We start from the raw sequence: 12,378 nt of genomic DNA, 5'->3' as shown, positions 1-12,378 counted from the left end.
TAATTTGAAAAAAATTATAAATCATTATGTTTACTGGAATCATAGAATGCACGGCAAAAGTATATCAATTAAATCGTGATAAAAATAATCTTTATATAACTTTTAATAATCCATTTTTGAATAACGAAATTCAAATCAATCAAAGTATTTGTCATAATGGAATATGTTTAAGTATTATGAATATTAATAAAAAAACTTATTCCGTCTTAGCTTCTGAAGAAACTTTATTATGTACTAATTTAAATTTTTTAAAAATTCAAGATGAAGTAAATTTAGAAAGAGGAATAACATTGCATAGGAGATTAAATGGGCATATAGTTCAAGGACATGTTGATACGATTGCTACGATTATTAAAATTGAAAATAGAAATGGAAGCTGGTTATTTTTTTTTAGATTTCAAAAAAAATTGGATTCTATAGTTGTAGAAAAAGGTTCTATTGCTATTAATGGAATAAGTCTTACTATAATAACATGTGATAAATATATATTTAATGTATCTATTTTGCCTTACACTTATGAAAAAACCAATTTACGTATGATGAAAGTCGGTGATATTGTAAATATAGAATTTGATATTATAGGAAAATATATTAAAAAATATATCAAAGAATATTTTATATAAATATACTTATTCTAAAAAAGGTTCTCCAGATGAAATGTTTTTATCTATGTATTGTCTGTATATATCAAAATGTTTAATAAATTTTTTGGCAAGTGTTTTAACTTGATCTTGATACATTTTTTCATTTTTCCATGAGTTTTTCGGATTTAATATGTTAGACGATACTCCTGGACAACATTTCGGTATTTTAAAATTAAAAATAGGATATTTTTCATAAGGGACTTCCGATAAAAAACCATCCAAAGCATTTTGGACAATTTTACGTGTATCATCTAATTTCATACGATATCCAGACGAATAACCTCCCGATATCAATCCGGTATTAACCATCCAAACGTTTATTTCAGTCTCATCTAATTTTTTCATTAACATTTTTGTATATTGAATAGGATGTAAAGGCATAAATGGAGCTCCAAAACAAGAAGAAAAAGTTGCTTTTGGTTTTTTAATATTTAATTCAGTTCCAGCTACTTTAGATGTGTATCCTAATAAAAAATAATAAGAAGATTGTGCTTTATTGAGTTTAGATATTGGAGGTAAAACTCCAAAAGCGTCATATGTTAGAAAAAAAATATTTTTTATATTAGAAGATAATAACTTTTTTTCTATATTTTTTATAAAATAAATGGGGTAGCTAATTCTTATATTTTGAGTAATGGTATCATTTAAAAAATCAACTTCTCTAGTTTTTTTTTTAAAAATTATGTTTTCTAACATAGCTCCTTTCTTTATAGCATGATAAATCATAGGTTCATTTTTTTGAGAAATACCCAATATTTTAGCATAACATCCTCCTTCAAAATTAAAGATTATGTTATCATAAGTCCATCCATGTTCATCATCTCCTACTAAATTTCTGTTGAAATCACTAGAAATAGTAGTTTTTCCTGTCCCGGATAATCCAAAAAAAAGAGCTGTATCTTTTTTTTCTTTTCCTACATTTGCAGCACAATGCATAGGAAAAACATTTTTATACATAGGAAGTATAAAATTTAGAACAGAAAATATAGATTTTTTGATTTCTCCTGTATATCCTGACCCCCCAATCAGAATTATTTTTTTAGAAAAATTTAATATAGAAAAATTTTTGTTTCGTGTTCCATCTTTTATGGGATTTGCCTGAAATCCTGGAGCACATAATAATAACCAATTCGGAAAAACTCTTTCCCCTTTTGTAAATCTTAAAAAAAGATTATGAATAAATAGATCAGACCATGGATATTCACTAATAGAACGAACATTTAATTGATAACGTTTATCGGAACAAAGATATCCATCTCGGATATATAATGTTTTTCCCGATAAATATTGAGTCATTTTTTGATATAAAGAATCAAATTTTTTTGAATCAAAAGATTGATTAAATTTTTCATCCCACCAAATTTTTTGTTCTGTAACATCATCTTTTACAATAAATCGATCTTTAGGAGATCTTCCCGTAAAAAAACCTGTATTTATGGCTATAACTCCTGATTCTGTTTCTACTCCCATTTTTTTTTGAACAATGATTTTTTGTAATTCATCGGGTGTCAATTGCCAATTATATGAAGAATTAAAAATTCCATAATTTTCTATATCAAAAGATATCATATGTCATATACTATATTATGCATAAAGCAAATTTATATATGATTTACAAAAGTTTACTAATTTTGTATCATAAAAAAAATTATGAATTTATGTCTGATATTGCATCTAAAGTCAATGCTATTATCGTAGAAAAATTAAGTGTAGAAGAAAGTGATATAACTCCTACCGCTAATTTTACCAATGATCTAGGAGCAGATTCCCTAGATATAGTAGAACTCATTATGGAATTTGAAAAAGAGTTTAATATTAGTATTTCAGATGAAAAAGCTGAAAAAATAACAACAGTAGGTGAAGCCATACAAGCTATAGAAAATCTTTTGATGGATAAAAAAAATGCAGAAGAAAAAAAAATTGATTAGACAGACATTTTTTTTTATGGATTATGAATATGGATAACTTAAAAAAAGTAGTTGTAACTGGCATTGGTTCTATTACTCCTATAGGTAATACTGTGGAAGAGTATTGGGTCTCTCTTATTAACGGAAGAAATGGTTGTAGTCCTATTACTTATTTTGATACTAAAAAATATAAGACTAAATTTGCTTGTGAGTTAAAAAATTATGATCCAAGTATTTTTTTTAATAAAAAAGAAATACGAAAATTAGATCCTTGTGCACAATATGGAATTATCGCTTCTGAAGAAGCGATAAAAAATAGTGAAATCAATTTTTCAAAAGAAGAAAGAGAAAGAATAGGAGTAATTTGGGCATCTGGAATTGGAGGTCTATTAAATTTAGAGGAGTCTATTTCCGATTATGTACATGGAGGAAAATATCCTAAATTTAGTCCGTTTTTTATTCCTAAAATGCTAATAGATATTACTGCTGGTTTTATTTCTATGAATTATGGTCTTCATGGACCGAATTATGCTACGGTATCTGCTTGCGCTTCATCTTCTAATGCTATTGTAGATGCTTATCATTTAATATGTTTAGGAAAAGCTGATATTATGATTACTGGAGGGTCTGAGGCTGCTATAACACAAAGTGGAGTAGGAGGATTTAATGCTTTACATGCATTATCTACTAGAAACGAAGATTATAAAACTGCATCACGCCCTTTTGACGAAAATAGAGATGGTTTTGTATTAGGAGAAGGTGCTGGTTGTCTTGTCCTTGAAGAATATCAACATGCTCAAGAAAGAGGAGCCAATATATATGCTGAAATAGTAGGAGTGGGGATGTCTGGAGATGCTTATCATATCACGACTCCTCATCCAGAAGGAAAAGGAATTGTTTTAGCTATGAAATCCGCTATTAAAGACGCAGGTATTGAATATCAAGAAGTTGATCACATTAATTCTCATGGGACATCTACTAGATTAGGAGATATTGCAGAGATAAAAGCTATTCAAGAAGTATTTCATGAAAATATACATAATATAGATATTAATTCTACAAAATCTATGACGGGACATTTATTAGGGGCAGCTGGAGCAATAGAAGCAATTGCATCTATTCTTCCTTTAACAAAAGGCTTTATTCCTCCAACTATAAACTTATTCCATATAGATAAAAATATTAATTCGAAAGTGAATTTAACTCCGAATCAAGCAATAAAAAAAGAAGTTAAAATTAGTCTATGCAATACTTTTGGTTTTGGAGGACATAATGTTTGTATTTTATTTAAAAAAATAAATGTTATCTGAAAATAGTGCTTTTTTTGAAAAAAATGACTATTCTGTATTAGTTGATAAATTAATAAAAATATTAGGTTTTCGTCCAAAAAATACTAAATTTTTAAAAGAAGTATTTATATATAGTTTTTCTACAAAAAAAAGAAATTTAAATCAAAATTATTCTATTAATTTTCAAAGGTTAGAATTTTTGGGAGATGCTGTATTAAATTCTATCATATCACATTTTTTGTGTGAAAAATTTCCTGAAAAAAAAGAAGGAGAACTAACTCAAATACGATCTAAAATTGTATGTAGAAGAAATTTAAATGAAATTTCTAAAAAATTAACTATTACAGATATTTTTTTGGATAAATCTATAATATCTGATAATATACTGGGGAATACTCTTGAAGCTTTAATAGGATTCATTTATTTAGACACAGGATATCAAGGATGTGAAGATTTTGTACATAAAAAAATTTTACACAACCATGTAAATATTGAAAAATTACAAAATGAAATTTTCAGTTATAAAGTATGGATTATAGAATGGTCTCAAAAAAATAAATTTTTTATAAATTTTAAAACTTTTAGAGAAGACAAAGAAGATAAAAATAAAATTATTTATTTGTCTGAATTTACAATATCAGAATGTGGAATTCAAACTAAAGGAAGAGGTTATTCTAAGAAGAAATCAGAAGAAATGGCAGCTAAAGAAGCTTATTTGATCGTTCAAAAACAATGCAAAAAAAATAAAAAAATACTTAAAAACATAAAATAAAGAAAATCGTATGATGTTATGCTTAATCTTATTAAAAAAAAAGAAAAAAAATTTCCTTATATAAAAAAAGGAAAAGGTCATCCTTTGATTTTGCTACATGGATTAATGGGAGGGTTGAGTAATTTCAAAGCTCTTTTAGATTTTTTTCCAAAAAAAGGTTATCAAGTCATCATTCCTTCATTACCTCTTTATAATATGCCATTGCTATTGACTAATATTTATAATATATCTAAATATGTAACTCAATTTATAATGGAAATAGGAATTAAAAAAGCTACTTTAATAGGAAATTCCTTGGGAGGACATATTGCTTTAATTATAGCAAAAAAAAGAATAGATTTAGTTCATTCTCTAGTTTTGACAGGAAGTTCCGGTTTATTCGAAAAAGCTTTTGGAGATGCTTTCCCTAAAAGAGAAAATTATGAATATATTAGAAAAAAATCACAAGAAGTATTTTATGATCCTAATATAGCTACTAAAGAATTAGTAGATGAAGTTTTTCATATTGTAAATGATAAAAAAAAAGGAATTAAAACTTTATATATTGCAAAAAGTGCTATGAAATATAATATGTCTAAAGATTTATCTATCATTCATCAACCTATTTGCTTAATTTGGGGAAAACAAGATCATGTCACTCCTCCAGAAGTAGCAAAAGAATTTCATAGATTATTACCTCATTCAGAATTACATTGGATAGATAAATGTGGACATGTTCCTATGATGGAACACCCCAAAACATTTATAGAAATATTAGAAAAATGGCTTTCCAAATTTGATTTTAACCATGAAAATTACTTCTGTAAAATTTAAAGGAAGTTTAAAAAACATTAATCAATTATTTATTCATTATTTTCCTGAATATGCTTTTATAGGGCGTTCTAATGTTGGAAAATCTAGTTTAATAAATAGCATAGCTAAAAAAAAAATAGCCAAAATTTCTTCTTATCCTGGAAGGACACAATGCATAAATTATTTTTTAATAAATCATAAATGGTATTTGGTAGATTTACCAGGATATGGATTTTTTTCTGCAAAAAAAATAAAAAAAAAACACAAGGATTAATTAAAGATTATATTTTTTATAAAAAAAACATGACTTTTTTATTTTTATTAATAGATTGTAGATTCATTATACAAAAAATAGATTTAGATTTTATTCAAAAACTAAATGATGCGAAAATACATTTTAGTATTATTTTCACAAAAACAGATAAATTGAAAAATCATAGACTTGTTGATGAAAATATTTCTTTATGTATTAAGAAAATTCAAAAAAATGGATTTTATATGCCTATATGGTTTAAAGTCTCCGTGAAAGATAAATATGGAATTAATAATTTAATTCAGTTTATCAAAAAACTAAATGATTCTTATCAAGATCATAAAAAAAAACTCATTATTCCTAATTCATAAGATTTTAATCCAAAACCAAAAATTGTACCGTTACAAACAGAAGAAAGAAACGACTTTCGTCTAAAAGATTCTCTGGAATAAATATTAGAAATATGAACTTCTATAACAGGAGAGTGAATGGATTTTATAGCATCAGCAATTGCTACAGAAGTATGAGTATAAGCACCTGCGTTTAGGACAATTCCATCCGATTTGAATCCTACAGTATGTAAAATATCTATAATTTTTCCTTCACTATTATTTTGATAATAAATAATTTCTATATTAGAAAATATTTTTTTTTTTTTAATTCGTTGAGATAATCTAAAAAATTTAGATTTCCGTATAATTCAGGTTCCCTTATTCCTAAAAGATTTAAATTAGGACCGTTGATAATGGTTATTTTTTTCATGTTTTAGTAATATTTTCTATTTTTTCTTTATTTAAAAAACACCAGTCTCCTATTTTTAGATTTTTTTTTGAAAGTCCCCCAAAATTAATACGATCTAATCGAATAACTTGATAATCTAGTTTTTTAAATATTCGTTTAATGACTTTATTCCATCCTATATACAATCCTATTTCTATTTGATTTTTAGCGTTATTTTTTTTATTTATAAAAATGACTTTTACTTTTCCCTCTTTTAGATAAATTTTTCCTTTTCTTATTTTATCTAAATCTTCATTTTTAATTTTTTTATTTAATGATACATGATATATTTTTTTTACATGATATTTAGGATGAGTCATCTTTTCAGCTAGATATCCGTCATTTGTTAGAAGCAAAACACCTGTAGTAGAATAATCTAATCTTCCTACAGGAAAAATTCTATATTCAAAGAAGAAGGGGATTAAATTCATTACTGTTTTTCTATTAAATTGATCTCGTGTAGTAGTAATAAAACCTTTAGGTTTGTTGAGTAGTATATAAACTTTATTTTTAGATTTAATTCTCGATCCATGAAATTTTACAATATCATTTGTACAAATAACAGTTCCTAACTTGAAAACAAATTTTCCATTCACTTCTATTACTCCAGATTGAATAAGTTCATCCGCTTTTCTTCTGGAAGCAATCCCTGCATTGGATAAATAATGATTTAATCTAATTTTTTTATGCATAAAAAATGAATTAAAAACGAAAAAGGACTTCCATTGTGTATTTTTTCAATTTTTTTTTGGATAAATCATAATTCGATGTGAATCCTAAAAAAAAACCACCTCCTCCAGAACCACATAACTTTAAATAGTAAATATTATTGAATATACCATACTCCCATATTTTCAAAAAATCTTTAGAAATCATAGGACTAAAATGATGAAAGACCCAATTAGATAATAGTTTAACATTTTTTAATAAAATATTAAAATCTTCCTTTAAAAAAGCTTCAATGCATTTTTCATTATATTTTATAAATTCTATAAGAATAGTTTTGAAACTGTCATGTTTTAATTTTTTTAAGAACAATTTTATCATAGAATTAGTTTTACTTGGAATTCCAGAATTTAATAAAAAAATAGCTCCTTTTCCTGTATTTTTTTTTGGGATCCCTATTATAGAAATATCTGTTTCTGATCTAATGAATAAAGGTTGATTTAAATAACAAATTAAAGGATCTATACCAGAACTTTTTCCATGAAAAAAAGATTCCATTTGACTGAATATCTTTTTTAAGATTATGATATTTTGTTTTTTAAAACATTTATTCAATTTATTTTTTGCGTATTTATCATAAATAGCAGCTACTAATGCTCCAGAACTTCCCACTCCATATCCTTGAGGAATGTTCGAATGAAAAAATATACCTTTTTGTATATCTTCATGCAATTTTTTTAAATCTAGTTTTGTTGAAATGCATTTTTTTTTTCTAGCATAGATAGATAAAAAATTATGAAATTTTTTAATCTCAGAATTAGAATATAAAATATTTTTATCTAATCCAGAATTAGAAGGAACTTTTAAAGTTCCTTTGTAAATATTATGAGGAATAGAAAGTCCACTTGAATTTTTCAAAATTACATATTCTCCAAATAGTAATATTTTTGCAGGAAACAAAGATTCTTTCATTCTAAAAAAAACTCTTAATTTTTATAATTAATATATAATTTCGTAATTTTTCCAATTTAGTTAGAAAATTTAAACAATGAAAATAGCCATATATGGACAAAGGTTTTGTGAAAAAAATATACCATATTTAAATCAGTTCATAGGTTATGCTTCTAGTCATTCAATAGAAATCCATATTGAAAAATCATTTTTTAATGTTTTGTCTTCTTTTGAAGAATTCAAAAATTTAGATTTTCCTGTATTTTCTCATTATAAAGAATTAAATAGAGATTTTAGTTTAATGTTTACTTTTGGAGGAGATGGAACTATATTATCTGCTATTACATTAATTAGAGATTCCGGTATTCCTATAGTTGGAGTTAATACAGGGAATTTAGGTTTTTTAGCTACTTTTAATAAAGATGTTTTTATAAAAAAAATAGATCAAATTTTTAATAAAAAACTTTATATAATGCCCAGAAGTTTATTATCGTTAGAAACTTCTATAAAAAATCATAAAAAATTTTTTAATTTTGCATTAAACGAAATTGTTATTCTTAGAAAAGAAACAGTATCTATGATCACTATAGATGTTTATATAGATAATGAATTTTTAACTTCTTATTGGGCTGATGGATTAATCATTTCCACACCGACTGGATCGACGGGATATTCTCTGAGCTGTGGTGGGCCTATTATTAGTCCTGAAAATAAAAATTTTGTTTTAACACCTATATCTCCACATAATTTATTCTCACGCCCATTAATTATATCAGATCATCAAAAAGTTTACTTAAAAATACATAGTCGTGTAAAATCTTATTCTTTGTCTATGGATACAAGATTAACTTCTTTGAATCAGGAGAATAAATTATATATTCAAAAAGCTCCTTTTTACATATATCTTATTCAAGAAAAAAAAAATACATATTATAAAACATTGAGAGAAAAACTTTTATGGGGAATGGATCAACGAAATTAAATGTGAAAATATCTTTATTTTTTATTTATATCTTTGTTAAGAGATGTGTTTATGACTTTTTATGAAAAAATTATTAGAAAAAATAGATTATAATAACATTCCTCATCATGTTGCTATTATCATGGATGGAAATGGTCGTTGGGCTGAAAAAAGAGGAAAAATAAGGACATTTGGTCATGAAAAAGCGATACAATCTGTAAGAGATACTATAAATGGATGTAAAGAATTAGGAATTCCTTATATCACTCTATATGTGTTTTCATCAGAAAACTGGAATAGACCTAAAGAAGAAATAGATAATTTAATGCATTTATTTCATACTAATTTAAAAATTCATTTAGAAGAAATTCATGAAAAAAATGTAAAAATTCTTACCATAGGAGAAATGGAAAAATTTTCTGAAGTAATTCAAAAAGAATTATTTTTTTTCATGAAAAAAACAAAACATAACACATCTGTTACTTTGATTTTAGCATTGAGTTATAGTGGTAGAGAAGAAATTTTAAGAGCAACAAAAAATATTTCTGAAAAAATATACAATGGTTTCTTTTCATTAAAAGATATAAATTGTTCTTTTTTTCAAAATCATTTATATACTAAAGATTTACCAGATGTAGATTTAATTATAAGAACTAGTGGAGAACAACGTATTAGCAATTTTTTACTTTGGCAGTCTGCTTATGCGGAGTTATATTTTACAAATATTTTATGGCCTGATTTTCGAAAGAAAGATTTTTTCGAAGCTATAATAAATTATCAAAAAAGAAAACGTCGTTTTGGAAACGTAGAATAATTTTTTGTATTCATGAAAAGAAACATTTTAATAAGCAGCATTTTTTATTTATTAATAATAATACAAATCCAACCAGGATATTCATTATTTGTTCAAAATGAAGAACACTATTCTAATGCAAATAATAACAAAAATAATTCTTCTTTCATTGTCAAAGAAATTCATATTATAGGTAAAACTAAATATGATAGTCATTTTATTTCTAGATTGTCAGGAATTTATACTGGAGAATCGATTGATATTGATGGAATTAAAACGGATAATGCTATAAAAAAATTGTGGAAAAGTAATCTTTTTGGAAAAGTATCTGTTTTTAAAAAAAATGTGTATAAAAATGAGATTGATTTATTTTTTGAACTGGAAGATTTAGAAGAAATTCATGAAATAAAATTGAAAGGAATTAAAAAAGATCAGTTTCCTAACATAAAAAAAATAAAAATTGGAGATAAAATATCTGGTGATTTAATTCAAACTATAAAAAATGATATACAAGAATATTATACAAAAAAAGGATATCATGAAGTTGATATAAAATGTGAAATAAATAAGAATTTTAATAATAAAAATGTACTATGTTTGTATGTTAATAAAGGAAAAAAAATTGAAATAGAAGAAATATTATTTGATGGTAATCAAGTAATTCAAGAGAAAGAATTACTTGATTTAATGAGTAAAACTAAAAAAAATCTTTATCCCATAATTTCCATAATTCAAAAACCTCTTTTTGTTCAAGAAAATATAAAAGAAGATTTAAAAAATATTATCAACAAATATAAATCTATGGGATATCTTGACATTCAGGTATTTTTGGATTCTGTGTGGAGAAAAAAATCCGGAAATTATAGAATTAAAATAAAAATTATAGAAGGAAAAAAATATTATTTAGGAAACGTTAATATATTAGGAAATAAAAACTTAAAAACAGATTTTTTGAATAAGATTTTTTTTTACAAAAAGGGAGATGTATATAATCAAGTTGAAATTAAAAGAAATATTTTAAATTCTTCTTATACTAAGAGTATTCTCTATTCTTATGTAAATTTAGGCTATTTATTTGTTAATATTTTTTTTATAGAAAAAAAAATTTTAGATAATAAAATAGATTTGGAAATTCGAATAAAAGAAAATAGACCTGCATATATAAATAAAGTCATAATATTAGGAAATTCAATAACTAAAGATCATGTTATTAGAAGAGAATTGAGAACTTATCCGGGTGATCTTTTTTCTATTCATAACGTAAAACATAGTTTATTAAATTTAGAAAAATTAAGTCTTTTTGATAAAATATATCATAAAATTAAGCTAAATGAAAAAGATGGATTGATAGATGTAGAATGGCATGTTGTAGAAAAAAATACTAATGAATTTCAGTTTCATGGAGGTTTTGGAGGAACAGACTTTAAAAAAGTTATTGGAAATTTTAAGTTGAATATTGGAAATTTTTCTTTTAAAAATATTTTAAAATGGAATTTTAAAGGTCCTATTCCTCAAGGAGATGGACAAAAATTAACTATTCATAGTCAATTAGGAAAAGATTTTAAATCTTATGGATTTTCTTTTACAGAACCTTGGATAGAGAGAAACAATCCTACTTCTCTTACTTTTAAGAGTCAATATTCAATAAAAAAAATAAAAACCAAAGAAGATTTAAATTTTTTATCTCAAGTATATAAGAATATTAAAGTATCACATGAAGAAAATCAATTTTTAGAAAAAATAGGAATTTCTGTTTATTTAAATAAGTTTTTAAATTTTTTAGATCCTTATTCAAAAATTTTGACATCTATAGATTACGAACAACTCATTTTTCAAAAAAAAACCTCTTCTAATTTAGATCCAAAATATAAACTCAATAATCTAAGTTATTTAATTTCATTGCAAAGACTTTCAATAAAACCTGATATTATTTTTCCATTTCAAGGATCCAAAATGCAGTTGAATAGCATGTTTACTCTTCCATATTCCGTAATTTTGAAGAATAATAATAAAGAATGGATGGAATATTTTAAATTGAAAATAATTTTCTTTTGGTATAAAAAAATCATAGATAATATGATATTGAAAACGGGAGGAGAATTAGGTTATTTAGGACAATATAACCATTCAAAAGAATTATTTTCGTTTCAAAAATTTTATATGGGGGGAGTGCATAATAATTTTTTAGGATCAAAATTATATGATAAAGATCATATTCCATTAAGAGGATATTCTTTTAATCATCAAATTTCTGATAATGTAGGAACAATTTATAACAAACTTATTTTTGAAATACGTTATTTAATTAAGAATTTATCCAAATTAAAAATTTGGACAACTTGTTTTATGGAGGGAGGAAATATTAGTGATTCTTATCAAAAATTTAATCCATTAATTATGAATAAATCTTTTGGATTTGGATTTCGTTTATTTTGGACTCCAATAGGTTTTTTAGGAGTGGATTTTGGATATCCTATAAATAGTGATATAATTCATGGTTTTAATAAATCAAAATGGAAAATACATTTTATAGTAGGAAAAGATTTGTAAAACAATACAAATAAAAACAC

At 24.5% G+C, this 12,378-nt stretch carries 13 protein-coding genes and 1 pseudogene; 10 read left to right on the top strand and 4 right to left on the bottom strand.

The window, feature by feature from the left end:
• Positions 1-26: 26 nt before the first annotated feature.
• Entirely contained in the window at positions 27-623 is a 597-nt protein-coding gene (locus H0H74_RS02800) for a riboflavin synthase (protein WP_185849177.1), read from the top strand.
• Between the two features lie 6 nt (positions 624-629).
• Here H0H74_RS02800 and pckA read toward each other — a convergent pair whose 3' ends face one another.
• A complete protein-coding gene (gene pckA, locus H0H74_RS02795) occupies positions 630-2,213 on the bottom strand; it encodes a phosphoenolpyruvate carboxykinase (ATP) (protein ID WP_185849176.1) in 1,584 nt (527 codons plus the stop codon).
• An 89-nt stretch (positions 2,214-2,302) separates the two neighbouring features.
• Between pckA and H0H74_RS02790 the strand changes: the two genes are divergently transcribed.
• From H0H74_RS02790 to H0H74_RS03145, 6 genes are read left to right on the top strand one after another with little or no spacing between them, the layout of a single operon-like run.
• Positions 2,303-2,572: an acyl carrier protein gene (locus H0H74_RS02790; RefSeq protein ID WP_185849516.1), complete on the top strand. Its 270-nt coding sequence runs from the start codon at positions 2,303-2,305 to the stop codon at positions 2,570-2,572.
• A gap of 29 nt (positions 2,573-2,601) precedes the next feature.
• On the top strand, positions 2,602-3,861 hold the full coding sequence (gene fabF / locus H0H74_RS02785; RefSeq protein ID WP_185849515.1) for a beta-ketoacyl-ACP synthase II: 1,260 nt from the start codon (positions 2,602-2,604) through the stop codon (positions 3,859-3,861).
• On the top strand, positions 3,851-4,612 hold the full coding sequence (locus H0H74_RS02780) for a ribonuclease III family protein (RefSeq protein ID WP_185849175.1): 762 nt from the start codon (positions 3,851-3,853) through the stop codon (positions 4,610-4,612). The genes fabF and H0H74_RS02780 overlap by 11 nt, the downstream gene beginning before the upstream one ends.
• An 18-nt stretch (positions 4,613-4,630) precedes the next feature.
• Entirely contained in the window at positions 4,631-5,425 is a 795-nt protein-coding gene (locus H0H74_RS02775) for an alpha/beta fold hydrolase (RefSeq protein ID WP_185849174.1), read from the top strand.
• Positions 5,400-5,678, top strand: coding sequence for a GTP-binding protein (locus H0H74_RS03150; protein WP_317167882.1), 279 nt, complete (start codon positions 5,400-5,402; stop codon positions 5,676-5,678). Before H0H74_RS02775 ends, H0H74_RS03150 begins: the two co-directional genes overlap by 26 nt.
• 29 nt (positions 5,679-5,707) lie before the next feature.
• Positions 5,708-6,028 (top strand): hypothetical protein, encoded by a 321-nt coding sequence (locus tag H0H74_RS03145; RefSeq protein ID WP_238784089.1) that lies wholly within the window; start codon positions 5,708-5,710, stop codon positions 6,026-6,028.
• Here H0H74_RS03145 and aroQ read toward each other — a convergent pair.
• From aroQ to H0H74_RS02755, 3 genes and pseudogenes are all read right to left on the bottom strand, one after another.
• A pseudogene (aroQ, locus tag H0H74_RS02765) lies at positions 5,995-6,419 on the bottom strand (type II 3-dehydroquinate dehydratase). The gene H0H74_RS03145 and the pseudogene aroQ sit on opposite strands and share 34 nt — an antisense overlap.
• Positions 6,416-7,129 carry a pseudouridine synthase gene (locus H0H74_RS02760; protein ID WP_185849173.1) on the bottom strand — a complete coding sequence of 238 codons (714 nt, stop codon included), beginning with the start codon at positions 7,127-7,129 and terminating at the stop codon, positions 6,416-6,418. The pseudogene aroQ and the gene H0H74_RS02760 overlap by 4 nt, the downstream one beginning before the upstream one ends.
• A 10-nt stretch (positions 7,130-7,139) precedes the next feature.
• Entirely contained in the window at positions 7,140-8,075 is a 936-nt protein-coding gene (locus H0H74_RS02755; RefSeq protein ID WP_185849172.1) for a mevalonate kinase family protein, read from the bottom strand.
• A 76-nt stretch (positions 8,076-8,151) separates the two neighbouring features.
• Here H0H74_RS02755 and H0H74_RS02750 point away from each other — a divergent pair, with 76 nt between their 5' ends.
• The 3 genes from H0H74_RS02750 to H0H74_RS02740 all read left to right on the top strand — a co-directional run bounded on the left by H0H74_RS02750 (position 8,152) and on the right by H0H74_RS02740 (position 12,358).
• Positions 8,152-9,036 carry an NAD kinase gene (locus H0H74_RS02750; protein WP_185849171.1) on the top strand — a complete coding sequence of 295 codons (885 nt, stop codon included), beginning with the start codon at positions 8,152-8,154 and terminating at the stop codon, positions 9,034-9,036.
• Between the two features lie 61 nt (positions 9,037-9,097).
• On the top strand, positions 9,098-9,829 hold the full coding sequence (locus tag H0H74_RS02745) for an isoprenyl transferase (protein WP_185849170.1): 732 nt from the start codon (positions 9,098-9,100) through the stop codon (positions 9,827-9,829).
• Positions 9,830-9,841: 12 nt separating this feature from the next.
• Positions 9,842-12,358: a BamA/OMP85 family outer membrane protein gene (locus H0H74_RS02740; protein ID WP_185849169.1), complete on the top strand. Its 2,517-nt coding sequence runs from the start codon at positions 9,842-9,844 to the stop codon at positions 12,356-12,358.
• The last annotated feature ends 20 nt before the right edge of the window (positions 12,359-12,378 follow it).

It is taken from the genome of Blattabacterium cuenoti (assembly GCF_014251315.1).
Lineage (GTDB): Bacteria > Bacteroidota > Bacteroidia > Flavobacteriales > Blattabacteriaceae > Blattabacterium > Blattabacterium cuenoti_AJ.
This window is presented reverse-complemented; position numbering and strand designations above follow the sequence as displayed.